This is a genomic window from Rhodococcus sp. A14 (assembly GCF_011603105.1).
Taxonomy (GTDB): domain Bacteria; phylum Actinomycetota; class Actinomycetes; order Mycobacteriales; family Mycobacteriaceae; genus Rhodococcus_F; species Rhodococcus_F opacus.
Map to the genome: position 1 here is coordinate 26,776 of NZ_JAAOQS010000048.1, position 26,877 is coordinate 53,652.

Genomic DNA, 26,877 nt, shown 5'->3' on the forward strand with positions numbered 1-26,877 from the left:
GCGATCCGGCGACGACCGGTACGAAGTCGGGTTGAATGTCCCCTTCGTTGTGTGGGGACGATTGTATCGAGCGGACTTATCGGCGTCGGACGATCGCGTAAGGGTTGCTCCCGTTTCGTGCATGTCAGGCACCCCGGGCACGCGCATGCTGGACGATGAGGGAGGTGACGGCATCGAGGCATGCCGCCCCGATGGATGGCGACGCGCCCGCCGGGTCTCCCAGGACACCGTTTGGCGATATCGAACTGATGCCCTCACGGAAGGCGCGATCGAGGAGTCCCTTGTCAACCATGCCCGAGTATCCGCGGGCAAAGCGCTCGACGCGAACCTTGTCCGGGTGAAGTGCGAGCATCACAGAGGTTTCCGCGACGTCGGCGTGCCCACCGACGTTGCCGCCCAGGGAGGCCATGTCCTCGGCGGCCCAGCGCCAGGCGTCCAGAATCGCTTCACTGTCGGTGAAGACGATGACCGACAGTGGTGCCAATTTGTCCGCCAGACGCAATTCGAAGTCGCGCATGACCGGGTAGTTGCCGATGTGGCCCGAGAACAGGACAATCCGCTCGAAACCGGACGCGGCCAGGTGGGCGCTGTAGTCTTCGCAGATCGCCTCGAGAGTCGACGCCCGGAGGGACAGTGTGCCGGGGAATCCGAGATGATGCGGCGAGTATCCGACACGAACGGTCGGCAGGACGAGCGCACCGCCGAGGTCGTTCGCGACCCGCACGGCAAGCTCGTCGGCGTGGTCGGCGTCCATTGATAGAGGTAGATGCTGGCCGTGTTGTTCGACTGCACCGAGGGGCAGGATCGCTGTGCGTGCCCCGTCTGCGATTGCGTCACCGATTTCGGCACTCGTCATGTATTCGATCCGAAGTTCGTTCATAGTGGCACCTACTTGCGATCCGTCCTGGCAAATCGAGCCTGGCGGGCAATCTCGTCCTGCTCGCCGACGTCGTACATGTCGTCGACGAGATCGGTGAAGGAGGCGAGGATGTTGGAGCGCCGGATGGTGGCTTTGGCCGTCAGCTCGCCCGCTGCTGCTGACAGCGCCCGCGGCAGAATCCGGAACTTCTTCAATTGCAGTGGACGGGCGAGTTCGGAGTTGACCTCGTCGATCCATCGGGTCAGAGCAGCATTGCGTTCGTGTGGAGTCATTGCCTGCGTCTCGTCGCTGACGCTGAGCAGTACCGTGAGGTATTTCCGGCCTTCGCCTACGACGATCGCCTCGTCGATGAGCGGACTCGCTTTGAGCCGTACCTCTATCGGCTGCGGGCTGACGCTCTTGCCGCCGCTGGTCTTGAGGACATCCTTCATTCGCCCGATGATCGTCACCTCGCCATCGGAGCTCAGCTCGACAAGATCGCCTGTGCGATACCACCCGTCCTCCAGAGCCGAGGCTGTGGCTTCCGGATTGTGCCAGTAGCCGTCGAAGAGACATGGGCTGCGCACCTGCAGCTCGCCTTCGTGGGATACACGGACAACCCACCGGGGATCGGGCATGGCCTTTCCGATGGTTCCTGGCGCCGGAAAGGCCCGGTCCCATTGCGCGATCACGGAGCCACACGTTTCTGTTGTACCGAAGAGCTCGCGAAGATCGAGACCCCACATATGCCAAAGCGCTGCGACGTCGGGGGTCATGCTTCCGGAGGCTGTCCAGCTGACCTCGATGCGGTCCATGCCGACCTTCGCCCGCAGTGGTAGGAAGACGCATTTCATGCACAATTCGTAGAGCGCTTCGAGGTACCTTGGCACCTGACGCTCACGCCAGCGTAGATCGCTGACCTTGCGGGCGACCTTCATGGCAATCGAGTATCCGAGGCGGAAGGCTCTGCCGGACTCGGCAAGTGTCTGCAGCATTTCGCTGGCGAGCTTCTCGTGCATCCTCGGCGGCCATAGGACGGCAGTTGGCCGCACCCCGATGAGCGCTTCGACTCGCTGATCCATTGTGCAGTACGTGATGACGAGTCGCGTCATTATCGGCGCGAAGACGCCGACTAGAGCCGGCGCGACGTGTGATAGTCCGAGGAATCCAACGAGATCGTGCCGGGTCGTCCCGATCTCGGGGTAGGACATTGCGAAACCAAGTACGGAGTACTGGAGAGTGCGGTGCGTGTGTCTCACGCCCTTTGGCGCGCCGGTGGATCCAGACGTGTAAAACAGCGCGGCCAGCTGGTCTATGTCGCCCGCTTCGACAAGAAGCGTGAACAGTTCCGGCTCAGCCACAGCCCGTGCGCTTCCGACGGCGCGTAAGTAGTCCCAATGTACGGTTTTGACCGTTTCCGGCAGGTCCGCCGGCTCGGCATCGAACCCGATAGTTGCACGCAAATGTGGCAATCCGGCAGCGACCGCGCGGACCTTGGCGATGTCAGATGTGCCCTCGGCGAAAATAGCAGTTGCGCCGCTGCTTTCGAGCGCGTACTCAACCTCGGGGACCGAGCTGGTTGGATACACGCCGACGGGAACGCCGCCGACACTCAGGATGGCGAGTGCCGCCACGACCCACTCCCGGCGGGTAGAAGACATGATGGCCACCCGGTCGCCCGACGCCACCCCGAGATCATGGAGGCCCAGGGTGGTCTCCCGCACTTCCTCCAGGTACTCGCTCCAGCTGGTCGGGCGGGCATCGCCGTCCACCCAACTGCAGAATGCGACCGTATCCGGTTCGCGCTCGGCGCGGTCGCACAGCATCTGAGCGAAGGTGCGATCCACGGCTTCGAATCCCGACACGCTGCGCAGCACGGGTACCCCGTTCCTGCCGCCTTCAGGCGAGCTCATTGAAACCATGTTCTCCATCTCCGTCCCACTGTCACTGCAATTCCTCAGCCAGATCATTGATCTCGGTGCCCGTGTAGCGCTTGACTACCTGCCACTTCCCATCGACCACCTGATATACGCCGTAGTCGGGTGCGGCCGTGTTCGTCGAGTTGAAGTCGACGGGGCCGCTGGCACCGTGATAGTCGATCTTCTCATCTCTGGCCAGGAGATCCAGGCCCTCATCCAGGGAGAACACCGGCGCGCCGCCGGAATCAGTCACGTTGTGAAGATTCTCGGCAATCGCCGTGCCTGTAGCCTCGCCACCGGCCGCCATCGCCAAGAGTCCCGAAACGATCGCATCGTATGCCATGGCCGCCGTCGGCTGCTGAGCGATGGCCATGCCTTGCTCCTGGCCGTACTCCTCGATCAGCACATCGCGCATCCCCGAGACGGACGGCGAGTCTGCTGCGAACGCGGACTGCCCGTACGCGCCTTCGAGGTATTGGGCACCGACCTCGTCGAGTAGCACGGGGAAGGTCAGCTCGGCGATAAAGGACCATTTGCCGGGAATCCCTGACCGCGCCCACTCGCGCACGATCGGTACAGCAGGCTCGACGGAGCCGGCGAGAAACACCATATCGGGTTGGGGTTCAAAGGCACTGCGAACCTCCGGCAGATAGGAGCTCTGTCCGCCGTTGAATGCGACTTTCGCCACGACCTTGCCGCCAAGCCGTGTGTAGTAGTCCTCCAACCAGCTCGATGTGCTTCGTGCTGAGTCAGAGTTTTCGTAGAGTATCGATAGAGTCTTGAAACCGTTGTCCCAGATGTTTTTTGCAACCGCCAGGCCATCGAAAGTGTCCGGGCCAATGGTACGGAAGGTGTAGGGGTTGGCCTGGTCGTCGTACTCGACGATGCCGGCATACGGAGATGCGATGGCAACCTCGCTGCGTTCTGCCTGGCCGAGCGTCGCCATGAATGTCGATGACGTCGGACCCAAGATGAATTGCGCGTCATCTTTATTGATGAGCTTGGTGACGGCGCGGACTCCATCCTCGGCGTTGAACTTCTCGTCCTCGCTCACGACCTCGAGTGTAGTCCCGTTGATGCCGCCGCGTTTGTTGACATGGTTCACTACTGCTCGGGTGATCGAATCGACGGGCCCGCCGAAAATGGCGGCTTCACCCGATAGCGGCGCGGCCACACCGATCACCGTGGTTCCGCCGGACGCCCCTCCACCGTCGCCACAACTTGTGAGCACTGCCCCGGTCGCCATGACGACGCACGCGACTGACACCTTACCTGCTGTTGCTCTTAGTACTTTCATCCTCAAAATCTCCTGTGGGACTATTGCTTTGGGGTGGTGGTAGACACTTTTGGGTAGAAGCGAGGAGAGTCAAACCGGTATTCTCTATCTGCGATCGCGTAAAACCATGCGTGGCGCTCACGCCTGTGGGATTCGGGCACCCAAAAACATCTCGGCGAAGCCCGGATCCGCGAGCAGTTGCGGCCCGTTCGCCGCGTGATGAATCTGGCCGGATTCCATGAGAAATACGCGTCCGCACAGCGGCAGGATTTGGCTGGGATGCTCTTCGATCACCCATAAGACGCCGGTCCCGCTGCGCTCGATAACGCAGATCTGCTCGATGAGTGAATCGACAATCTGGGGCGCTAGCCCGGTGGTGGGTTCGTCGAGAATCAACAGCCTCGGCCGCATGAGCAACGAGGAGGCGATGGCGAGCTGCTGGCGTTGCCCGCCTGAAAGAGTCCCAGATCGCTGCTTCCGGCGCTCGGCGAGGATCGGGAACAGCTCGAAAACCTCATCCACGCGGTCATGAGGCAGCCGCATCGCGCGCGTGACAACTTCCAGATTGTCCTCGACGGATAGTGCGCCAAAGACGTTGCGCAGCTGAGGCGTATATCCGAGGCCGCGGCGAGCTCGCTCGCGGGCGGGCATCCCATCGAGTGGCTCTCCACCAAGCTTGACGCTCCCGCCGCGCGCATCGACGACCCCGGCGATGGTCTGCACGAGGGTTGTCTTGCCGGCGCCATTAGGACCAATGATGGCTGTGATCGATCCTTCATCAGCAGCAAAAGTAATGCCACGGATGATGTTATTTCGACCGTACCCGCTGGTTAGGTTCTCGACATCAAGCAGTGGCACGGCGTACTCCCAAATAGGTTTCGATAACTAGGGGGTCGCGGATGACTTCCGCCGGTGGGCCGCTTGCGATGACATGGCCGTCGTGCATTACGTACAGTGCATCGGAAATCGCGTTCATGAACGACATGTTGTGCTCGATGACGAGCACCGTTACACCCTCGATGTCGCGCAGCTGACGCACTGTCGTCGATAGGCGGTGCTGATCGTCGGGGTTGAGCCCCGAGGAAGGCTCATCGAGCATCAACAGCGACGGCGGCTCCATGAGCAGTCTGGCAATCTGGAGTAGGCGCCCCTGGCCGATCGACAGATCTCCCGCGCGGGCATTCGCCAGTTCCGTCAATCCCAAGCGATCAAGCAATATCCATGCACGGTCGAGCAAGCTGTGCTCACTCACCGAAATCTGCCGCGGAGACGTGAAGAGCCGTGACAGGCGCTCGCCTGGCACTGTGCGCACAGAGGTGAGCAGATTCTGCACGACCGACATGTCGGTGAAGTCGGCGGTGTTCTGAAATGTGCGCTTGAGACCCATCCGGGCAAGTTGATGCGTCGGAGCCCCTGTCACGACGCGACCGTCGAACAGGACCGTCCCCGCATCAGGCTCGAGGAAGCCGGACACCGCGTTGAACAGCGTCGTTTTGCCGGAGCCGTTTGGCCCGATGAGACCAGTAACCTTGCCTCGGCCCACTACCATGTCGACACCGTCGAGCGCCCGGAGCTGACCAAAGCTCTTCACAACGCCCTTCACTTCGAGCAAGGGATTCGGTGTAGTCATCAGCGACCACCTGCCGCAGAAGTGGCCAGCACAGCAGGCGCCACGGAGGCGGAGCGGGGTGGCGGGTAGACGGCCAGCCGCGGCCGGAAGAGACCACCCGGCCAGAACAGGAGTATCACGATGAGGACCAAACCCTGCAGTGCGTCCTGAAGGCTGGCCAACAGCTCCGGCGTGATGAAGTCCACCTGGATGTATGTGAGTCCTTCGCGCAGACCCAACAGGACGACCGCACCAAGCACCGCGCCGGCATTGCTGCCTGTCCCGCCGATAATCAGAGCGATGAAGACCGTGAAGGTGATATTCACGTTGAAGAATGTCGGAGTAAGGATCGACAGATACCACACGTACATGACCCCGGCCAGACCCATGAAGAACGCGGCAAAGACGAAAGCCTTGAGCTTGACCGCGTAGACGTTCACACCGAGCGAGCGAGCGACTGCTTCGTTCTGGTTTATGGCGCGCAGGCTTCGACCGAATGCCGATCGCGTCACACGCCGGAAGAGCAGGTAGCTGATTCCGAGAACAACCACAACGGCCGCGGCGACGAACAACGCCTGCGCTCGGCCCGGGATGATGTCGAGACTGGGCACCGGCGCGTTCAGCAGTCCGCGCGCCCCATTAGCGATCGCCGGTTGGTTGATGAACAGCTGGCGGATCATCTCGGCAAGCGCGAGCGAGACAACAGCGAGGTACTCACCACCGACCCTCAGTAGGCCGCTTCCGACAACGAACGCGAGTAGAGCTGATACAAGACCACCGATGATTGCGCCCGCCCACCACGGCAAGCCAAGCCCGAGAGTATATGTGTAGGAGCCGGATGGAGCCGGCATGACAGTGAGTGCGTAGGCGTAGGCGCCGACACCGAAGAACGCCGCCACACCGAAGTTCACCATCCCGCCGACACCGAACTGAAGGTTCAGCGCTAGGGCTGCGACGGCGTAGATCCCCATAAGGGTGATCAGTCCGCCAAGAATCAGCAGAGTGCTCATGCGACACGCTCCTTCGGACCGCTGAAGAGGCCCTCAGGCCGGATGAACACGACCAAGGCGATGACCGCGAACACAACCATCTGGGTGTATTCGGACGGGATGACGAGGGTCGCGAGACTTGACGTGAGACCAACGAGGACGGCCGCGAGCATCACGCCGTAGATACTGCCGAGTCCGCCGATGATTGCGGCGGCGGAAATGATCAGCACCTGATCCCAGCCAAGCTCGGGGTAAATGCGTGCGGTGAAGGCGATGAGCGTTCCCGCCAGCGCAGCCAGCGCACTCGCCACCGCCCAGGTGAGGTATTGCAGATAGGAGGTGTTGACGCCGCGAATTTGAGCCAGCGCCTGATTGTTGGCCATCGCGCGCAACGCCCGTCCGCTGTAGGACTTCGACAGCCAAAAATGCAATGCCACAACCACCAGGGCGGCAATGATGACTACCGCGACCTGATCAATTCCGGCCACTGCAATCCCACCGATGCGGAAGGTCTCTTGCAGAGGGACGTTGAGCGTCTTTACGCCGTACCCCGTGAATACCTCGATCATTGCGTGAATGAAGAATGCGAGACCGACGGACGCGATCATCGGGATATAGTGCGGACGTCCGCGCATCGGCCAAAAGATCAGCCGAGCCGATACGACGCCCGCCACCGACGTGACTGCGAGCGCCGCGAGACAGGAGACTATCCAGTGCAGCCCAAGCAGCACGTTGAATCCGTACGCACTGAACCCGCTGAGCACAATGAGCTGGGGAAGCGCGATATTGAGGAAGCCCTCCACCCGGCGCACGAGTTCAAAGCCCACTGTCGCGAGCAGCAGAACCGCGCCGCTGACAAAGCCTGCAACAACGACGGCTAACACGATTCCACCTTCATCCCTTTCCTCCTCGAGATCGGCTGCCGTTCCAGCTATCTCGCAATGCTCGGGCAACGGGGTCGTCGAAGTATTCGGCGGCAGACGCAAGTGTGCGCTGCAGAGAGGTTTCGTCGCGGGCGTCGTCTGGATCGTTCAGGCTGCGTTTCAAAGCGCCGTAGAGCACTGGTGCCTTTGCCCCGGCGAGTCTCGCGGATGCGACTGCCGCATCGACAAGCTCTGCGGGGTCCGCGAGAACATCGACGAGGCCGATCTCCAGTGCGCGCTCGACATCAAATAAGTCCCCCGACAAGAGCAGTTTCCTCGCTGCGCGTGCTCCGAGTAGTCGGGTGGCGCGCTGAATGCCCTTATCGGCCGGTAGGAGGCCATGATTGATCTCTGGGAAACCGAATCGCGCACCTTGGACGGCCAACACGGTGTCGGCGAACAGGGCAATCTCCATGCCACCGCCCACACAGTGACCATTGATCGCGCCGATCACCGGTCGCGGGTATCGGTCCATGGCCACGAGTAGCGCATGAAACTCCCGCATCCGGGCGTCCAGCTCTTCTTGGGCGGCTCCCTCGAGTTCTCTTATGTCGCCTCCGGCACAGAAGAATCGTTCTCCCTGACCTGTGAGGACGACCGGCGGCGCTTCACGCATCTCGCCGAGTTCGGCAAACAGCGCCGCGAGATTGTGAATGGCTGATCGGTTCAGTGCGTTTGCCGGCGGCCGGTCCACGGTGACGACCAGGACGCCCGCGCGGTCTACAGTGGTGAACCCAGCGGCCTGTCGGGTCTCAAGTCCTGACATGCTTCACCTAGCAACTTCTTGCGTCGCCGGGGAATCAAAGACGGAGTGGTTATCGCGGCGGGCGGAGGGGAATTGGGCCGGCCGGCCCTCGCGGAAGGCTTGTCGGGCCTCTGTGTAGTCCGCGCCGGCGAAATTGAGGGTCTCCAACGCCGCAGACAATTCCTGCTGAGGGAGGGCGTTGGTCAGCCAACCTGAGTTCAGCGATCGCTTCGTCCAGCGGATTGCCTGCTGCGAGCCCTGCGCAAGATCATCGGCGATCGCCAGGGCACGCCCGAGCACGGCGTCCTTCGGTTCGGTGAGGCTTACCAGGCCGATGCGCTCAGCCTCCGCGCCAGTCAGACTTGCTGAAGTGAGTTGGTAGTACTTCGTTTTGGCCATGCCGGCCAGCAGCGGCCAGATCAGGGAAGAATGGTCGCCGGCGACCACCCCGATGCGGGTGTGGCCGTCCAGGAGCAAGGCGTCCTCAGCGGCTACGCTGATATCCGCGAGCAGTGCCATCGACAAACCCCAGCCCACCGCCGGTCCGTTGATCGCCGAGATGAGTGGCTTGTCCATGTTCAGGAGGCTCATGATCCGTCGCCGTTCGTCCTCCATGAGTTCGATCGCGTCATCCAGAGTGGGGTCCGGTTGGCGCACGTCCATGCCCGTGCAGAAGCCGCGGCCGGCGCCGGTGATGACGGCGACTCGCGTCTGGGGGTCTCGGGCGACGTCCTCCCAGATTTCGGACAGGTGCTTGAACATCGGCATCGTCAGGGAGTTCAGTCGCTCGGGACGGTTGATGGTGATGAGGAGGACCCCGTTCGGCTTGCGCTCGATCAAGATCTCCTTCGGGTAGCGGCTAAAGATGTCATCCGCGGCCAATGTGCTCATCGTGCTTCTCCTACCTCGACGGTGTTGCCGGTTGTTTCCTTCTGTGCACTTTCGAACGCTTCGAGCTCGGCGTAGTGGGCCGGTCGTGCGGTGCGAATGTCGTCCAGAATCGCCTCAGGGGTGCGCACGACAGCCTTGGGGTTCTTGAACTTGGGGATTACGTATTTGCCGAACAGTTCGATCGACTTCATCAGTTCCTTGTGGGGGAGCCCGTCGATGCGCATGACGAGGGAGTCGGCGCCCAAGTCGGCGAATCGCTGGACCTGGGCGACGCAGTCCTCGGGATCGCCCACGATGAAGCCGGACGACTCTTCGAACATGTAACGTTCGTCGTTGAAGTCGAGATGCTTGACGGCTCCCATGTACTGGTAGTCATCGGAGAGTTTCGACAGGCGCTGGTATGCGTCCGTCGATAGTGCGACTGATTCAGTGAGGCCCCGTGCCCACTTGAGGGCTTCGTCCCGGGTTTCGGCGCAATGCATACCGCCGCCGACAGCGACGAGCTTTTGTGCCTGTAGTGGATATGTGTGCGTCGCGCCGGCGAGAGCGTCGTCGTAGATGCGGAGCATGTTCTCGAGGAATTCGAAGCCGAGGTAGAAGCCTCCGACAATCGCGCCGACGCCGAGTTCGGCGGCAGTTCGAACAGATTCGGGACTTCCGGTGGCCATGTGGATCGGTGGATACGGAGATTGAATTCCTTTGGGTACCAGACTTCGTGGTGGGATCTTGTAGTGCTCGCCCACGAACGAGAAGACATCGTTGTGCAGTGCGCGGCGAATGACTTCGAGCCCTTCAATCTGCTGCGCCTTGTTTTCCGTCGGCGAAACCTCAAAGGCGCGCAGTGCGAGTGTGGTGTTGCCTCGGCCGACACCGAGTTCCACGCGGCCGTTGGACAGAATGTCTTCGGTGGCCAGCCTCTCGGCGACCCGAAGCGCGTGGTTGATGCGTGTGGGCAGCAGGGTGACCAGGTGCACGAACCGAATGCGTGTGGTGAGGGCCATCAAGTACGGATAGAGGACCTCCGGGGCGGATGTCGTCGCTGTGCCGATCGCCACGTGCTGCTCAGAAGTGCCGAACGCATCGAATCCCACCTCTTCGGCGAGGAGGACCTCGTCGACGAGCTCCCGGTAACGGTGCTCATGGGTATGCCCTGGGGGCGTTTCGCCCTCGCTCATGAAGATGAATCGCATAGCCACAACCCTTCGTGTGTGAATGCGCATTAACGTGAATGAGCATTAACGTAGAACGAGAGTGTGAGCTTGTCAACACTTGGCGGGCAATCCAGCGCCTTCATTGGGCCCGGCTAGCAACATGCCTGACCAGACGTGAAATCGTGGGGTCCCTCGGGGGAGTGTCGGCCCGCAGCTAACGACGGCAGGTGTCCGTCTGCTGTCCGATTGTGTTAATGAGTGTTACCATTGGTTGCATGGAACTGATCAAGATGGTTGGGCGCGCCGCCTGCGGGTGGTGTGCGACTCTTCATGCGCCGGTCCCTGATTTTTTGGGCTCTCCAGTTGCTGGTGTGAACCATGAAGACTGACCAGATGCCGGCAACGGCGCCAACGGTTCGCCCGTCACGCCGGGAGCTACTGCTAAGGGTCGCCGCCGATCTGTTCCTGCACAAGCCCTACGACTCGGTCACGGTCGAGATGATCTGCGCGAAGGCGGGAATCTCCGCTCCCGGGCTCTATCGTCACTTCCAGAACAAGCAGGCCCTCCTCATCGCAGTGGTGGAAAATCCGTTGGAGTTTCTCCATCAGTCCGCGCGGGCGACGGTGGAATCGGAGCCCGATCCGCGTGCTGCGCTGGACGCCATGGTCGACTTCCACATCAGGTCGGTGCTGTCTGCGGCTCCGACAACGCTAATTTTCCTCAAGAACGAGCACGCGTTTCCCGAAACGGATCGTCGGCGCATCCGACGAGCGATGAATATGTACGCCGAGGAGTGGATTTCGACAGTCTCGTCGCTGCGGCCCGAGCTGTCGGATCCGGAGGTGCGCCTGCTCACGCAGGCGGTGTTCTCGATGTTGAATACCGTACCCACCCTCAACAAAGGGCTTGACCAGGAGTCGATCGTCAAGACAATGTCGACTGCGGCGGTTCAGGCATTGATCTCGCCTCGAGCCGAGTGAGGTCGGACCCGCCCGGATTGATAAGGTGCCTACGAAACGTCGCGATAGCAGCGGGTACTGGGCTGCGAGTCGATCCCCGTTCAATTAGATATCCTGATTGAACGGGGTTTGGCGTTTGATCGTCGTCGATCGGGCGAAGGCGGCTTCCGCCTGTGTCGGCCGCTTCAGCCTCGACCTCGAAGTTTCAAATATGCTGTTGCACAATCAGTCTAGGCAGCTGGTTGATCCTCAATGCGGCATTTGCAACGGAACGACTTCATAGGGCCCGCCCGGGTGTCGCGCAATGACGGGATTCGCGCCCTTCCGTGCGGAAGTGTCTGGCCGGACCGGTAAACGTGGTGGTGCGGCGCCAGAAGGCGACGTCGTCTTCAGGGCAAACTATTACACCTTCGGCCCTGGACGACGACGACGAGGACGGTGCGACCGCCTAGGGGCGGACCCGGTATGGGTGGTCCGCTGCCATGGTCAGTCTTGGTGAGTGAGCGCCAGTCCGGCTCCACGCGCGTACGTCGCCGCGGAGACGATCACCGGCCCCCCGGACACCATCCTGCGCCGAGAATGCCCATGCCGAAACCGGAGATTTACTGCGGTGTCCCGCACGCTGCGAGAGGCGCCCCTGGCGTTCGCGCCGGCGCCATTCAACTCTGGCTTAATCCAATGCGCATCGAGCCCGGGCCTTATCCAGCGTTCGATGAAGCTATTCCGGGCGGGGCGCACGGCTACGTGCATGCGGACCTACTGACGACCGCCCGCGACGGCTTGCTTTACGAACTCGCCCTCGTTGACCGCCCGACGCAGTCCTGAGCGAGATCCGACACGGCAAGCGGCCGCGGGCGGCACGGGTCAGACGTACCGGTTACGTCCGGCCAAGGCGCCGGTGACGATTTGAACGGTGCACACCGCAAGAAACAGGATCCAAGAAGCGGTCCATCGATGTGTCAGCTCGTGGAGAAGCCCGAAGAACAGGGGGCCCGCGCTGGCGATCAAGTACCCGAATCCTTGAGCCATTCCTGATAGCTGAACCGTTTCTCCCGTAGTCTTCGTCCGGAGGGCGATGACAGTGAGAGCCAGTGCAAAGACGCTCTGTCCGACACCGATGGCAATGCTCCAGATCACTGGATGGGAGGCCGGGGCGACCATGGCCCCCACCGCTCCAATCACGCCGACCGTGCTGAGGCCGACGATCCACGCACTCTGGCTGCGTTTGCGCGCGGCTAGAGGGGCGATCACTAATGCAATTGGAACGCCGATCAATGCCGACATCCCCACGATTATCCCAGCCTGCAGTTTTGGCACGCCTGCATCAATAAAAACCTGTGGCAACCAACCCATTACGATGTATGCCATGAATGATTGACTGCCGAAGAACAGCGTGACGGTCCAAGCTAGCCGGTTGCGAAGTAGCGATCGGCGCGTCTCAGACACTTGAGCTTGTACCCACGTAGCACCGTGTCGCCGCGCCGCCAGTACCCACACCACTAGGGCGGTGACTGCAAGTGCGGCCCAAATCGCCAGGGCAGGCCGCCATCCGCCCAGCGGTTGTTCCAGACCCGGGGTCAGCGCCGAGCCTATTGCTGCGCCGCCTTGAAGGGCTGCGGTGTAGATCCCTGTCATCAGGCCGATCTTGGCCGGAAACGAACCCTTGATAACGACTGGGATCAGCACATTCACCAACGCAATGCCGGCGCAGGCCACGAGGCTCGCTCCAAGAACCAAGGCCGGCCCGTCGAGGGCCCTCACGGCGAGACCGACTGTAATCATGGCAAGAGAGCACGAGATCGCGCGACCCAACCCGAGATGGGTAGCCAGCCTCGGGGCTGCCAAGCCTGCGGCAGCGAAGCATAAGACAGGCAAAGTGGTGAGCACGCCTGCCCAGGCCGCCGAAACGGCTAAGTCCTGTTGCATGTCGCCCAGTAGTGGGGCCACGCTCGTCACCGCGGACCGCAGGTTTAACGCCGTGAGGATGACGGCTATGGCAAGCAAGGTGCCGCCAGCCAGCGCGGGCACGGGGCTCGCCCGCATCTCGATCGCACCGTCGATCTCCAGCGCCACGTTGTCGGCGTAGTCATTTTGTCGCTTTATTCGCTGCATCGGCCTCATTTTTGGTATCGTTGCATACATCCCATCATTGGATGAAAGGTTGTTTGTGTGGCGTTGAGCACCGTTCGACGAGCCGGTCTAGTCGACCAAGTCATCGCGCAGATCAGAGTGGGAATCACGAAGGGGGACTGGCCAGTCGGGCAACGCATCCCGAATGAAACTGAACTCGTTCAGACTCTTGGTGTCGGCCGCAATACGGTGCGTGAGGCGGTCCGCGGTCTAGCTCATGCAGGAATCCTCGAGGTTCGGCAGGGCGACGGGACCTACGTCCGCGCCACCAGCGAGGTGTCCGGGGCGCTGGGGCGGCTGTGCGGCACCGAGCTGGAAGAGATTCTGCAGGTTCGGCGTGGACTGGAGGTCGAAGGCGCCAGGCTCGCCGCGAGTAATCGCACCGACGAAGAACTAGCCGAACTGCGCGCACTGTTGGCGAAGAGCCATCACGTTGCAGGCGGACCCCTCGATGAGGCTGCCGCCGCCGACGCCGAGTTTCACTTGGCCGTGGTGCGCTGCTCGCATAACACGATCTTGATTGAGTTATACCAGGGCTTAATTGAAGCCGTCGCGGCCAGTGTCGAGGCCACCGCAGACATCCCGGGGCACGAAGTCGTCCACACTGCATTGATCGAGCACATCGCCGCCGGCGACCATACTCGGGCCGCCCAGGCTGCGGGAACGCTTGTGGACCACATGCTGTCCGGGGTGAGACGACGCTAGGAAGGCACCGATACGGCATCGGGTTCGGAAGATGAAGGAAGGGTGTCGAACTCGGTGTTGGTGAGCAATAATCGTCGCTCATGCGCAGGATTTGTCGCACCGGCTGCGGCGCCAGGATTCTGACCACCTATCGCTGAAGCCGGGCACACGGTGATGACCATCTGTCTCAGTAACGGCGGGGTGCGTGCCGGCCCGACCCCGCCTGACTCCGTCACAAGGCCCGGAATGACCGAGAATTACATGGGAGGTACCGTTGAGCGAGCATGAAGTGCGAATGATCGTCCTGTCGACCGACAACATGGACGAATCGATCCGGTTTTACTGCGAGACCCTGGGAATGCCATTGAAGTTCCGCGACGGGGACCACTTCGCGGCCCTCGATGGAGGGACTGTCACTGTCGCGTTGGCGACTGCGGTGGACCATCCGATACCCGGGCAGATTGTCGTCGGCATTAGGACAGCCGATGTCGACACTGCGGCGAAGGCCATAAAAGCCAGCGGTGGTGGCATTGTGGGAGGCCCGTATGACGACGGACATGAACGCCGTGCAGTGGGCTACGACAATAACGGCAACGGCTTGGTGTTCTACAGTCCGCTAACCCGATAAGATTTCGCCGCCACACCGGCGCTACGGACCGAGGTCATCTGCAGTACTTCGCTGTGCGCGCACCGGCCAATTCGCAGAGTAGCTATGCAACAAAGGTGAACAGACTCCGCGTCTCCTTCGGAGGCTGCGCTGTTTGCCCATACGGCTTATGTCTGAAAACGCGAGGGAGCAACACGAGAGGATTGTCGGTACTCGAAACGCTGGTGGAAGGCGTGGACGGGTGTCAGCGTCGCCGAAGTGATCGGAATGCCCAAGAGTGCCGACCCTCGACGCGTTCGCATGTCGACATGCGTCCACAGGATACTCGCGGAGCTCGTCGAAGCCAGTTGTGTATGACGGCACGGCCCCTGGGTCGAGTACACGTTTGACCGGTTCGTCTCCTGGGGCCCACGACACCTGTCCAACATCGGCGCAGTTGACCTTGCCGCGCCTCTCCGCGCAGAACTCGCGGCGGAAGCCCGCGGGCCCGTGCATTTCACGTGGTCAGCCCTGCATTACCCGATGGGTGTGGGTGTAGAGGTTCATGTTCTGGCCGCGAAGAAACCCCACGAGTGTTAGTCCTGTGTCGTCTGCGAGGTCGACAGCGAGTGACGACGGCGCGGAGACAGCGGCAAGTATGGGTATGCCTGCCATTGCGGCTTTTTGGGCGAGTTCGAACGAGGCGCGACCGCTGACCATGAGGATGCTGCCCCTGCAGGGGATGCGGTGTTGAGCGATTGCCCAGCCGACGACCTTGTCGACGGCATTGTGTCGGCCGATATCTTCGCGGAGGGCGAGTAACTGCCCGTACTGATCGAAAAGTGCGGCTGCATGTAAGCCACCGGTGCTGTCGAATACTTTCTGCGACTGGCGTAGCCGGTCGGGCAGCGTCGCCAGAACATCGACATGCACCGTGGTGGTGTCCTCGGCTGGGGAATGGACCGTCGCGAGGCGAACGGCGTCGAGCGATGCTTTCCCACATACTCCGCATGAGGAGGTTGTGTAGAAGTTGCGTTCGACACCGGGTTGAGGTGGGGGGATGCCCTCGGTGAGGGTGATGTCGAGGACGTTGTAGGTGTTGAGGCCGTTGTCGTCCACTCCGTCGCAGTAGCGGGCAGAAGCGACGTCGTCACCGCTGGTTATGACTCCTTCAGTGAGGAGGAAGCCGTGCGCGAGTTCGACATCGTGGCCCGGGGTGCGCATCGTGACCGCGAGCGGGGAGGCTCCGACGCGGATTTCGAGTGGTTCCTCGACAACGAGTGTGTCGGGCCGAGATGTGGAGTTCGGTCCACGCACGCGCACGATGGGGCGGCGGGTGGTGATGCGTCCCATCAGGGTCGGTGCTCGAGCCGAATCAGGACGGCTTTGCTGACGGGTGTGTTGGATTTGTCTGCGACGTGGTCGAGGGGAATGAGGGGGTTGGTTTCGGGGTAGTAGGCGGCGGCGTTGCCGACAGGCGTGGGGTAGGCGACGAGTCGGAAGTTGTCGGCTCGTCGTTCTTCGATGGACCCGCTCCGGTTCTTCCATTCGGAAATCAAGTCGACGTGGTCGCCGTCTCGGTATCCGAGTTTCTCGATGTCGCGGGTGTTGACGAACAGAACTCGCCGGCCGCCTTTGACGCCGCGGTAGCGGTCGTCGAGACCGTAGATGGTGGTGTTGTACTGGTCGTGACTTCGCATGGTCTGCAACATGAGTCGGCCAGGCGGAACAGGTAGCCACACGAGGTCGTTGACGGCAAAGTTCGCTTTCCCAGTCTTCGTCTGGAACGTGCGTGAGTCTCGCGGCGGGTGGGGGAGTCCGAACCCTTCTTTCTGTCGGACCTTGGTGTTGAAGCCCTCGAAGCCGGGCACGACGCGTGAGATCGAGTCCCGGATGAGGTCGTAGTCGGAGGTGAACGATGTCCACGGCACGGGATGGCCGGGGCCGAACAGCGTCTCGGCGATGCCGCAGACGATGGCGACTTCGGAGCGCATGTGGATACTCGACGGGGTGAGACTTCCGCGGGAACGGTGGACCATCGACATCGAATCCTCGACGGTCACGAACTGCTTGCCAGTCGCCTGGACGTCTTTGTCGGTGCGGCCGAGCGACGGCAGAATGAGTGCGGTGCGGCCGTGAACGAGATGGCTCCGGTTGAGTTTTGTGGACACCTGGACGGTCAGCGAACAGTTCCGGAGGGCGGCCTCTGTGACGTCGGTGTCGGGCGTGGCGGACACGAAATTGCCACCCATTGCTATGAACACCGAGGCTCGCCGTTGTCGCATGGCGCGGATGGAGTCGACGGCGTCGAGGCCGTGTTCTCGTGGTGAGGTGATGTCAAATTCGGTGTCGAGGGCGGCGAGGAACGATTCTGGCATCTTCTCCCAGATGCCCATGGTGCGGTCGCCTTGGACGTTGGAGTGCCCGCGGACGGGGCATACCCCGGCTCCGGGTTTGCCGATCATGCCGCGCATCAGCAGCAGGTTCACTGCTTCTTCGATCGTGGCAACACCGTGTGTTTGCTGGGTCAGCCCCATCGCCCAGCAGATGATGGTGGCGTTCGACTCGATCAGAGCCTGGGCTGTGTCGTGGAGTTGTTCGATTGTCAGGCCGGTGGCGTCGACGACCGTGTCGAGATCGACTCTGCGGATGTGATCGAGCCATGCGTCGAACCCCGCGGTGTGGCGGTCGATGAAGGGTCGGTCGAGGACGGTTCCTGGTGCGGCGTCCTCGGCGGCGACGAGCAGTTTGGCCAACCCCTGGAAGAGGGCCATGTCGCCGCCGATGCGGATCTGCAGGAAGTCGTCGGAGATCGCGGCTCCGTCGCCGATGACACCATGAACCTTCTGTGGGTCTTTGAACCGCAGTAGTCCGGCTTCGGGGAGCGGGTTGATGGCGATAACCCGGGCGCCGTTGGATTTGGCTTTTTCGAGTGTGGAGAGCATGCGTGGATGGTTGGTGCCCGGGTTCTGGCCGGCGATGAGAATGAGGTCGGCGTTCTCGATATCCGGAACGGATACCGATCCTTTGCCGATGCCGATCGAGGCGGTCAGTGCGCTGCCGGACGATTCGTGACACATGTTCGAACAGTCGGGCATGTTGTTGGTGCCGAACGAGCGAATCAGTAACTGGTAGAGGAACGCTGCTTCATTAGACGTTCGGCCGGAGGTGTAGAAGATCGCCTCATGTGGGCTACCCAGCGCGTTCAGTTCGTCTGCGATGATGCGGTTCGCGTCATCCCATTCGATTGGTTCGTAGTGTGTGGTGCCTGGGCGTAGCACCATTGGGTGGGTGAGGCGTCCCTGCTGTCCGAGCCAGTACTCGGTGCGGCCGAGGAGATCGTCAACGGAGTGCGTGGCGAAGAAGTCTGGGCCGACGGTCCGCTTGGTGGCTTCTTCGGCGACGGCCTTGGCGCCGTTCTCGCAGAATTCGGCGTGCTTGCGGTGGCCGGGTGTTTCCGGCCAGGCGCAGCCGGGACAGTCGAAACCTTTGCGCTGATTGAGTTTGGCGAGAGAGGCAGCGGTGCGCGTCGCACCCATCTGTGACATGCCGCGTTGAAGTGATACGAGCACCGCCGGTACGCCTGCGGCGTACTGCTTGTTCTTCGTCACGACGATGCTGTGCTCGTCGTATTCGTAGTCGTCTCGACGAGCCATCAGCAGGTGCAGCCTTCCCCAGGTTTACAGACAGTCGGTCGAGGGTGCACCACGGATATGGGTGGTGTCCAAGATGCCCGTCCTACTGGTCGATAGGCGTCGCCGATGATGTCTGGTCGAGGACCGAAGCCGTCGCTTCAAGAGCCTGAATGAGGAGGGACGACGGGTCTTCTGCGCGGGTGATCAACCCGACCACTGGAGCTGTGCGACCTTCGATGAGTGGAGTGGACCGGAGGCCAGGTGGTTCACCGAATACTTTGAACCACACCTGAGGGACCACTGCGGCCCACTGCCCGGTCTTGACGTGGGCATAGAGGGAAGCGATGGAATCGGTTTCGACTTGTGCGGTGTGGACTGCTCCGTCGTCGGCGAAATAGTCGTCGAGGATGCGCCTGCCGCGCATGATCGACGGCAAAGTGCACATCGGCAACGTCGACGCTTCGCGCCAGGAGATGTCGGCGCGGCGCGGGCGGGTCGGATCGTCGGCGGTCAATAGTGCGTATCGCTCGCGATAGAGCGGGAAAGCGTGGTAGCGCAGGGCGATGTCGTCGTCGAGGTAGGTGATGCCGCCGTCGAGCTCGAAGCGATCGAGCCGAGCTGTGATTTCGCTCGAAGACAGGTCTTCGGTGAGACGCACCGTGATGAGGGGGTGCCTCACACACAATGGGCTCGACAGGTCGGCGACTGTCGCGGATGCGGTGGGAATGACCCCTATTCGGAGGGTGCCGGTGACGCCCGACCGTAGGCTGGCGGCCTCGTGCAGGAGTGATTCCTGGTTGGCAAGAATTCTTTGAGCCCAACGTACGATCTGCTCGCCCTCCACTGTGAGGCCTTCGAACTTGTGGCCTCGAACGATCAGCGGCAGATCGAGTTCGATCTCCAGTTTGCGGATCGCCTCCGACAAGGCCGGTTGAGAGACAGCACATGCATCCGCTGCGCGAGTGAAGTGCTTCTCGCGCGAGAGAACGACGAGGTACTCGAGCTGCCGGAACTGCACAGCATAATCTTCTCATCCCGTCTCGCTCCCGGTGGAGGCGGCGAAGCTTTGCGGCCAGATAGCCAAGTATCGGATGCGTCGCTCACGCCAGGGAGGCATATCGGTCTGCATCTCGAAATAAATTGTTGTACAGGGTTTATCCGCCGCGATTGCATGGTCTACACACAGGAACCTCAGTGGAGACGGAGACGGTGAGTCTCGCGGTAAGCGGTCTTCGAATCAAACGTCCTGATCAACAGAGTGCGCACCTACCGCGAGTTAAAGCCCAGGTTGACTGCGTGCACAGGCTCGTGCAGGGCCTTGCGCATCAGTCGACCGACCGATCGATCGTTTGGCCTACCCGGCTGGATCGGAAATGCGGACCGTGTGCGCCGACAATCTCATCGGGGGGCGATCGTCGAGATCTGCCCCGACAGTGATCACGCGAGAAGAACCGGCGATCGAGAGGTCAGAGTGGCCTGAGCGCGAGCGCACCCATTGGTGTCAAGGCCATCTCTCGCGCATCGCTGGCCGGGGTCTACTCCCAGTCCAGTCTGGCCGTTTCGGGCATCGTGGTGACAGGGCTTCCCCTGGCGACTGCAACGGAACCAGACGGTCGGTATCGATGATTTGATCAACATAAGTGCCCGACTCGATGCCAGGTGGAGCTACCCTGAGTGCACATCATTGAGGGACAAGGAAATGCTGTGTCTTCGGGAGACCGTCGGATCGAGTGAATCGCCAGCTGCGCATGGCAAATGGTGATCCGCTCGAGACTCAGCGTGACGTGGCGTCCGCCGTCGTCGCGGAGTTGACCACGGCAGGGTTTGCGGAGGTCCATGCAATCGGACATGGCGGCTTCGGTCTTGTCTACCGTTGCGGGCAGCCCTCGCTGGACCGCACTGTCGCGGTGAAGGTCCTCACCGCCAACCTGGACGAAGACAACCGGGCACGGTTCTTTCGAGAACAGCGGGCGATGGGCCGCCTTACGGGTCACCCGAACATCGCTAACGTGCTCCACATTGGAACCACAACCAGTGGTCGGCCCTACATCGTGATGCAATACCACTCGCACGGATCGTTGGACACCCGAATCCGCCGGCAGGGCCGACTTGAATTAGACGAGGCTCTGCGATTCGGAGTGAAGTTGGCCGGCGCGCTCGAGACCGCCCACCGTCTCGGCATCCTCCATCGAGACGTAAAGCCGGGGAATATCCTGATCACCGACTACGACGAGCCGGCCCTGACTGACTTCGGCATCGCGCATTTTGCTGGGGGATTCGAGACCTCGACGGGCATTCTCACCGGATCCCCGGCTTTCACAGCCCCCGAGGTCCTCAAGGGAGAGGAGCCGCCCAGCGCGGCCTCCGACATCTACAGTCTCGGCGCGACCTTGTTCTCGGCCGTGACAGGGCACGCAGCTTTTGAACGTCACAGCGGCGAGCAAGTAGTCGCACAGTTCCTCCGCATCACCACCCAACCTGTACCAGATCTCCGTGAGCAGGGAATTCCGGATGATGTCAGCGCGGCCATCGAACACGCGATGTCAGAAGATCCTCGGGAGCGTCCCCTCAGCGCGGCGCAGTTCGGTGACGAATTACGCCAGAGTCAGCTCGCTCACGATTTTCCGGTCGAAGAGATGGACCTGCTCGCCGAACCAGGCGCGAAGCGCTCCGAACAAGACCTACCAAGAGCCCGTCGCCGCTCCACTGCCGGCCTGCTCCACAATGCGATCCCGCCGTCAACACGGGGAGCGGCGGGAGATCTTCCCTTGGACCTCACTAGCTTCGTAGGCCGCCGTCGCGAGCTGACCGACGCAAAGGCGAAATTGTCTACTTACCGTCTGGTCACGTTGACTGGGATCGGCGGGGTCGGCAAAACGCGCCTCGCGCTACGCGTTGCGACGGAGGCGCGGCGCGGGTTCACCGGCGGTGTGAGACTGGTCGAGCTTGGTGAACTGAACGAGCGGTCACTGCTCGTGGATGCGGTCGCTGCGGCGGTCGGCATACGTGATCGGTCGGCACGACCACTTGAACGCGTAATTGCGGAGTACCTCGCCACACGCAACCTTCTGCTCGTTCTCGACAACTGTGAGCGTTTGGTGGATGCAGTCGCCACGCTCGCCGGGAAACTGCTTCGGACCTGTCCCGAGCTTCGGATTTTGGCCACGAGCCGGGAGGCCCTCGGTATCGAAGGGGAAGCTGTGCTGCGCGTACCGCCGCTGACGATTCCCGACACGGACGATGAGTCGTCCCTGCGCGGGCTTCCCCAGTACGACGCCGTGACGCTGTTCATGGAACGTGCCGCCGCCGCGGTGTCCGGGTTCGAGTTGACCGAGGACAACCGGATTACGGTAGCGCACATCTGCCGTGCACTTGAAGGCCTACCCCTGCCGATCGAGTTGGCGGCCGCGCGGTTGCGGGCGATGTCCGCCGATCAAATCGCCGAACGACTGAATGACCGGTACAAACTGCTGACCCTGGGAAGTCGTGGAGCGCCGAGGCGCCAACAGACGCTGCGGTTGTCAATGGACTGGAGTTACGACCTGTGCAGTTCCCCGGAACAGCGGCTGTGGGAACGCTTGTCGGTATTCGCCGGAACCTTCGAATTGGATGCGGCGGAGGGCATTTGCGAGGGAGAGGTGGCTCCTGAGGATCTGCTCGACATGCTGACGGCGTTAGTCGACAAGTCGATCCTGATCAGGGACGCTCCGGGCGGAGTGGTCCGTTTCCGCCTTCTCGAGACGGTGCGTGACTACGGCCGACACAAAGCAGAGCAGTCCGGCGACTACCAGGCGTTGCGCTGGCGGCACCGGGATTGGTACGAGAAGCTGGCACTGACAGCGGAGGCGGAGTGGGTCAGTTCCCAGCAGTTGAAATGGATCGCACGTCTCGGGCGCGAGCAGTCGAATCTCCGTGAGGCGATGACGCTGTGCCTGTCCGAGGCTGGCGATACCGACACCGAGGCCGGGCTGCGGATCGCAGCCGCGCTCTATCCCTTCTGGCTTACCCGCGGCAAGCTAACCGAGGGACGGTACTGGCTCGACCGCGCCCTAGCCTGCCATCCCCGGAAGTCCACCGCTACACGCGTAAAAGCCCTGTACTACAGCAGTGTGCTGTCCGAACTGCAGGGCGACATCCCCGCGGCGACCGCCCTGGTCGAGGAGGGGCGATCCTTGGCTGAGCAAATCGACGATCCGATGACGCATGCACTCGTCGCCCAAGCCGAAGGACTACTTGCGATCAATAACAGCGACCTTCAGCGCGCGAGCGGACTTCTGGAAGAAGCCCGCAATATTTACGCGACACTGAACGATGACCATCGGAAGGTTGCAGTTCTGTACCTGCTGGGTTTGGCATACGGACTGCGTGAGGACATTCCGCGGGCGATGGCATGTCATGAGAAGGTAATCGCGATGACGGAAAACCTGGGCGAGTCGATATATCGCTCGTATTCGTTGTGGTCCATGGGCGTTGGGGTGTGGCAGCAGGGAGATTCAAATCGTGCCGCCCGCTTGTTTGAACAGAGTTTGCGGCTCGGCCGACTGGCGGACGATCAAATTACCGTCACCGTGTGTCTGGAATCCCTCGCGTGGCTCTGTGACGAGCGCCGTGCAAAGCGTGCTGCGGTCCTTATGGGTGCCGCCGAGGAATTGGGGCACACCGTGGGCAGCTCGACGGTGATGTTCCCTCACCTCCTCGTCCACCATGAAGAGAACAAGCGCCGGATTCGCCATGCGCTCGGTGAGCGCGCCTTTCAGGCCGCCCACCGGGAAGGGCGGACGCTCGGAATTCAAGGTGCCATTGTTTATGCCCTGAGCGAGCCGCCCAGGGGCACGACGCCGCCCGCTGGTACCGCGACGAACCTGACCAAACGTGAATGGCAGGTCGCCGACCTTGTAGCCAAGGGATTGACCAACAGGGCGATCGCCGCCAGTCTCGTCATCTCGGACCGTACCGCCCAAGGCCACGTAGAACACATCCTGACCAAGCTCGGATTCACCTCACGAGCACAGATCGCGGCCTGGTTCGTTGACCAGACCCGACGCGAAGAACTCTGATCGTTCGAGCTCAATCAAGTTTGATGTGGGCGTGCAGGCTGCGGTTGAGACGGGAGCCCGAACAGGGGTGAGCGGTACAGGGGCGTCTTGGGAACGAATGGGGACGGCGCGCGATCTTGGACAGTCCGTCCAGACCTCCGGCTTCGTACTGTTTGCGCCTGTCGTGACAGTTTGTCAGGAGACCTCGAACCGTTCGGGTACGTCGACGATGCGTGCGCCGTCACGCACCTCGGGGACGGCTCGTAGTCGGATCTCCACGGTCGGTGGCGCGTCCCGGTTACGGCATCTGGTACGGCGCCGTCAGTCCTCGCGGCGGGTTGGCCGAGGCGTTTCAGAGCGCCCGGGTGATCGACCGGCACCGCGGCGACCCGTATCTGACCGGGCTGCGATTCACCCGCCCGCTGAGACTGCTCGATGTGTCCGGCATCGGGGAGGGGGCTTGGGTGACCCGGGTCGGCGGCAACCACGCCCTCGACTCCGCCGCGCACGGCCGAACCCAGCACTGGGCCCGCACCATTCACCGGGCCCATGACGATCTCGATGGGATCGTCTACCGCGGCCGGTTCGCCGGCGGTGTCTGCATCGCGATCACCGAACGCGCCGCCGACGCGTTTCCTGCGCTGCCGGCGTTGTCGCTGCCGTTGTCGCATCCCGGGTTGTCCGGGCCGATCGACAGCGCGGCCTATCAGCTCGGCTACACCATCACCTGAGGCTGCGACGCACGTGGGCGAACCGGTTGGGCACGCGGCACACGGCGTCCGGCGCCGGGGTCCGCGATGCTCACGCACGTGGCGCGGCGAGTAGGGCTCACACCGCCAAAACGCGAGTTCCAAGAGCAGCTCACGATGCACAGCGCGATCCGTGCCGCAATCGGGGTAGTCCACTCACCCACGAAGGACCGAGAAAGCGGGACATCGAACGTCTGAGTCGAACTGTCCAGTATTTGAATCAGTTCGATCTGAATGCGCCCACGCGGAACTATCCGACGGTGTCCGTTGTTGACGCATGCAGCACTTGCGAGGTACCGCGGCACTCAACGAAGGGGCACAAGAACATGCGCATCGGAATCATCGGAGCTGGTCAGATTGGTGGCACGCTGACACGCAGGCTGACTGCGCTCGGTCACGATGTGCGCGTCTCGAACTCTCGGACACCCGACACCCTCGCAGACCTCGAGGCGGAGACCGGCGCAAAGGCGGTACTGAACACCGAAGCCGCCGAGGGTGCAGACCTGGTGATCGTGAGCATCCCGCAGAAGAACGTCGTGGACCTTCCCGCCGGGATCCTCGCCGGCGCTGCCGATGGTGCTCCGGTGATCGAGACCAACAACTACTACCCGCAGCAGCGAGACGGATTGATCGCCGCCATCGAAGACGGTCAGGTAGAAAGTGAATGGGTGCAAGAACATCTCGGAGTGCCGGTGTTCAAGGCATTCAATGGAATCTGGTGGAAGCACCTTCTCGAGAAGGGCCTACCGGAAGGGTCGAGCGGACGGATCGCGATCCCCGTCGCCGGCGACGACGCACTGAAGAAGCAGGTGGTATTCGATCTGATCAATCAGCTCGGCTTCGACCCTGTCGACGCGGGCACAGTCGAAGATTCCTGGCGTCAGCAGCCGGGAACCCCGGTCTACGGCAAGAATTTTGATCGGGAGGCGACGTTGAAGGCACTGGCGCAGGCAACGCCTGAGCGCACAGACGAGTGGCGTGCTGTGGCGCAGTGAGCGATCGGTGTCGAGCGGCGGTTCCCGAACACGAAGACGCCGCTCGGCCGTTAGTCCTGGTGCGGAGCGCGCGCCCGGGACGGCATCGGTATCGTGGCGGCGGGGGCGCGGGCGCCTTGTCCGGTGTACGGCCAGCCGCTGGGCAGCGTGCGGCCGCGGTACTCATTTCGGTGGTTGTTGCGGGTGGCGGACCCGGATCGGGACCTGGTCGACGATTCGGTCCCGCTGGCTCCCGGGGTGGCCTGCCTGCACAACACCACATCGCGACCCGCGCTAGCCGCGATGTCCTGATTTGGCTCTTTGACGCACAACTTGTTGGACATGCACAATCGCTGAACGCCACTTCGGGTGCCGTCGCCGCTCCGCAGCGCGTTCAAACACAAGGTCTGGCGCACTCGACTGCCCTTAATGCGTACAGCTCCCAGGGACTCCACCAGCTCCCAGGCAAAAATCGGCCGGATACCCCTTGCATGCGTCGGAGGCTGCATCCCGGCTGCGCGGTGACGGGATACGAACCTCCGGCTGAGGTTGCTTCAGAGGCTGGCTACGCAGTCAGATCGATGATGAGCTTGCCTGGTTGGCCGTTGGAGAACGAGTCCACGAAGGCGGCCGGCAGCTGCTCGAATCCGGGCAATACCGATTGCACGGCCTCCAACTGTCCGGAACTGATGAGTTCGGCGAGCGTGGCTTCAACCTCTGCCGCACGGTCCATGTAGTCGAGCACGACGAATCCCTGTGTGAGGATACGCTTGGTGAGAAGCTGTCCGAAATTTTTTGGGCCGGAAGGGCGTTCGGTCAAGTTGTAGCCGTCGATCAGGCCACACAACGCGATGTGTGCGTGGTTGTTCAGCCGGGCGATCGATGCCTCGAACATCGGGCCCCCCGAGTTTTCGAAGAGGCGGTCGATGCCGTTCGGTGTTGCCGCCTCGAGCTGGTCCTTCCAATCAGGGGCCTTGCGGTCGACGACGGCGTCGGCGCCCAGCCGGGCCACCATCGAGCACTTCTCGGCGCCTCCTGCGACGCCGACAACCTGTGCGCCCGCCTGCTTCGCGAGCTGGACCGCCACGCTTCCGACTGCGCCAGAGGCGCCGGAGATCAGAACGGTGTGCCCTGGTTCCGGCCGCAAGATGTCGCACACTCCGGCCCACGCGGTCAGGCCCGTCATCCCGAGGACGCCAAGGTAGTGCTCCAAGGGAACGACCTCGCGTGATGCGATCCGGTCCCAGTCAGTGCCGGGCGAGCTGACGATCTGGTGCCGTTGCCAGCCGACAAAGCCACGAACGATGTCGCCCGCGGTGAAGTTGCTGTTGCGTGAGGCGGTCACGCGGGCCAGTCCGAAAGCGCGAACTGGCTCTCCGATTGCGACTGGCGGAAGATAACTCGGTCGGTCGTCGAGCCAGCCCCTGATGGCCGGATCGATCGAGATGAAGAGGGTCTCGAGTGCGACGTCGCCAGCCTCGAGTTCGGGCAGGGCGACGTCCTCCACGCGGAAGTCCTCCAAGCTCACGTGCCCGTGGGGGCGCTGCGCCAGGACGATCTGTTGTGATGAATTCACGGTGTGCTACTCCTTCGTCACCAACGACGGTAGAAGTCATGACAAGGCGAAACTTGGCCCTATGCGCACGGGATTCGAAGAGCGCGCACAGCGCGCATCTCGATGCCGAATGCGATGCGCCTGAGGAAAGCAGGTGCGCGCAAACAGCCAAGACGTGATGTCCATCACTTCATAGGGTCGGTGAC

Annotated in this window: 21 protein-coding genes; 6 read left to right on the forward strand and 15 right to left on the reverse strand. The window is 62.1% G+C overall.

Annotated elements, in window-relative coordinates:
• Positions 1 to 124: 124 nt before the first annotated feature.
• The 10 genes from G9373_RS23670 to G9373_RS23715 all read right to left on the reverse strand — a co-directional run bounded on the left by G9373_RS23670 (position 125) and on the right by G9373_RS23715 (position 10,401).
• Positions 125 to 880: a creatininase family protein gene (locus tag G9373_RS23670; protein ID WP_133987639.1), complete on the reverse strand. Its 756-nt coding sequence runs from the start codon at positions 878 to 880 to the stop codon at positions 125 to 127.
• Positions 881 to 888: 8 nt separating this feature from the next.
• A complete protein-coding gene (locus G9373_RS23675; protein WP_240960693.1) occupies positions 889 to 2,772 on the reverse strand; it encodes an AMP-binding protein in 1,884 nt (627 codons plus the stop codon).
• Positions 2,773 to 2,803: 31 nt separating this feature from the next.
• On the reverse strand, positions 2,804 to 4,024 hold the full coding sequence (locus tag G9373_RS23680) for an ABC transporter substrate-binding protein (protein ID WP_166680777.1): 1,221 nt from the start codon (positions 4,022 to 4,024) through the stop codon (positions 2,804 to 2,806).
• A 168-nt stretch (positions 4,025 to 4,192) separates the two neighbouring features.
• Positions 4,193 to 4,912, reverse strand: coding sequence for an ABC transporter ATP-binding protein (locus G9373_RS23685; protein ID WP_157951352.1), 720 nt, complete (start codon positions 4,910 to 4,912; stop codon positions 4,193 to 4,195).
• Positions 4,899 to 5,684 (reverse strand): ABC transporter ATP-binding protein, encoded by a 786-nt coding sequence (locus G9373_RS23690; protein WP_133987636.1) that lies wholly within the window; start codon positions 5,682 to 5,684, stop codon positions 4,899 to 4,901. Before G9373_RS23690 ends, G9373_RS23685 begins: the two co-directional genes overlap by 14 nt.
• Entirely contained in the window at positions 5,684 to 6,673 is a 990-nt protein-coding gene (locus tag G9373_RS23695; RefSeq protein WP_133987635.1) for a branched-chain amino acid ABC transporter permease, read from the reverse strand. Before G9373_RS23695 ends, G9373_RS23690 begins: the two co-directional genes overlap by 1 nt.
• Positions 6,670 to 7,536: a branched-chain amino acid ABC transporter permease gene (locus G9373_RS23700; RefSeq protein WP_166680776.1), complete on the reverse strand. Its 867-nt coding sequence runs from the start codon at positions 7,534 to 7,536 to the stop codon at positions 6,670 to 6,672. The genes G9373_RS23695 and G9373_RS23700 overlap by 4 nt, the downstream gene beginning before the upstream one ends.
• A gap of 10 nt (positions 7,537 to 7,546) precedes the next feature.
• Positions 7,547 to 8,341 (reverse strand): enoyl-CoA hydratase/isomerase family protein, encoded by a 795-nt coding sequence (locus G9373_RS23705; RefSeq protein ID WP_133987633.1) that lies wholly within the window; start codon positions 8,339 to 8,341, stop codon positions 7,547 to 7,549.
• A 3-nt stretch (positions 8,342 to 8,344) separates the two neighbouring features.
• Positions 8,345 to 9,211, reverse strand: a complete 867-nt coding sequence (locus G9373_RS23710) for an enoyl-CoA hydratase/isomerase family protein (RefSeq protein ID WP_167117054.1) — start codon at positions 9,209 to 9,211, stop codon at positions 8,345 to 8,347.
• A complete protein-coding gene (locus G9373_RS23715; protein ID WP_133987631.1) occupies positions 9,208 to 10,401 on the reverse strand; it encodes an LLM class flavin-dependent oxidoreductase in 1,194 nt (397 codons plus the stop codon). The genes G9373_RS23710 and G9373_RS23715 overlap by 4 nt, the downstream gene beginning before the upstream one ends.
• A 339-nt stretch (positions 10,402 to 10,740) precedes the next feature.
• Here G9373_RS23715 and G9373_RS23720 point away from each other — a divergent pair, with 339 nt between their 5' ends.
• Positions 10,741 to 11,343 carry a TetR/AcrR family transcriptional regulator gene (locus tag G9373_RS23720; RefSeq protein WP_065491471.1) on the forward strand — a complete coding sequence of 201 codons (603 nt, stop codon included), beginning with the start codon at positions 10,741 to 10,743 and terminating at the stop codon, positions 11,341 to 11,343.
• 843 nt (positions 11,344 to 12,186) lie between these two features.
• Here G9373_RS23720 and G9373_RS23725 read toward each other — a convergent pair.
• Positions 12,187 to 13,365, reverse strand: a complete 1,179-nt coding sequence (locus tag G9373_RS23725; RefSeq protein WP_240960700.1) for an MFS transporter — start codon at positions 13,363 to 13,365, stop codon at positions 12,187 to 12,189.
• Positions 13,366 to 13,491: 126 nt separating this feature from the next.
• On the opposite strand from G9373_RS23725, the gene G9373_RS23730 reads away from it, so the two are divergent.
• Both G9373_RS23730 and G9373_RS23735 read left to right on the forward strand, forming a co-directional pair.
• Positions 13,492 to 14,157 carry an FCD domain-containing protein gene (locus G9373_RS23730; RefSeq protein WP_133987630.1) on the forward strand — a complete coding sequence of 222 codons (666 nt, stop codon included), beginning with the start codon at positions 13,492 to 13,494 and terminating at the stop codon, positions 14,155 to 14,157.
• A gap of 253 nt (positions 14,158 to 14,410) precedes the next feature.
• A complete protein-coding gene (locus tag G9373_RS23735; protein WP_133987629.1) occupies positions 14,411 to 14,764 on the forward strand; it encodes a VOC family protein in 354 nt (117 codons plus the stop codon).
• Between the two features lie 483 nt (positions 14,765 to 15,247).
• Here the strand turns inward: G9373_RS23735 and fdhD are convergent, their stop codons facing one another.
• The 3 genes from fdhD to G9373_RS23750 form a co-directional block, all read right to left on the reverse strand.
• The gene (fdhD, locus tag G9373_RS23740) at positions 15,248 to 16,075 is read right to left on the reverse strand and encodes a formate dehydrogenase accessory sulfurtransferase FdhD (protein WP_133987628.1); all 828 of its coding nucleotides are present in this window, start codon (positions 16,073 to 16,075) and stop codon (positions 15,248 to 15,250) included.
• A complete protein-coding gene (locus G9373_RS23745; RefSeq protein WP_133987627.1) occupies positions 16,075 to 18,378 on the reverse strand; it encodes an FdhF/YdeP family oxidoreductase in 2,304 nt (767 codons plus the stop codon). The genes fdhD and G9373_RS23745 overlap by 1 nt, the downstream gene beginning before the upstream one ends.
• 82 nt (positions 18,379 to 18,460) lie before the next feature.
• Positions 18,461 to 19,375: a LysR family transcriptional regulator gene (locus G9373_RS23750; protein WP_133987626.1), complete on the reverse strand. Its 915-nt coding sequence runs from the start codon at positions 19,373 to 19,375 to the stop codon at positions 18,461 to 18,463.
• Between the two features lie 730 nt (positions 19,376 to 20,105).
• Between G9373_RS23750 and G9373_RS23755 the strand changes: the two genes are divergently transcribed.
• The 3 genes from G9373_RS23755 (at position 20,106) to G9373_RS23765 (ending at position 25,137) form a co-directional block, all read left to right on the forward strand.
• Complete coding sequence (locus G9373_RS23755) at positions 20,106 to 23,414, forward strand: protein kinase (protein WP_133987625.1); 3,309 nt, start codon at positions 20,106 to 20,108, stop codon at positions 23,412 to 23,414.
• Between the two features lie 263 nt (positions 23,415 to 23,677).
• Complete coding sequence (locus tag G9373_RS23760) at positions 23,678 to 24,124, forward strand: RES family NAD+ phosphorylase (RefSeq protein WP_133987624.1); 447 nt, start codon at positions 23,678 to 23,680, stop codon at positions 24,122 to 24,124.
• A gap of 278 nt (positions 24,125 to 24,402) precedes the next feature.
• Positions 24,403 to 25,137 (forward strand): NAD(P)-binding domain-containing protein, encoded by a 735-nt coding sequence (locus G9373_RS23765; protein ID WP_269591513.1) that lies wholly within the window; start codon positions 24,403 to 24,405, stop codon positions 25,135 to 25,137.
• Between the two features lie 544 nt (positions 25,138 to 25,681).
• Here the strand turns inward: G9373_RS23765 and G9373_RS23770 are convergent.
• The gene (locus G9373_RS23770) at positions 25,682 to 26,692 is read right to left on the reverse strand and encodes an NADP-dependent oxidoreductase (RefSeq protein ID WP_133987622.1); all 1,011 of its coding nucleotides are present in this window, start codon (positions 26,690 to 26,692) and stop codon (positions 25,682 to 25,684) included.
• Positions 26,693 to 26,877: the final 185 nt, after the last annotated feature.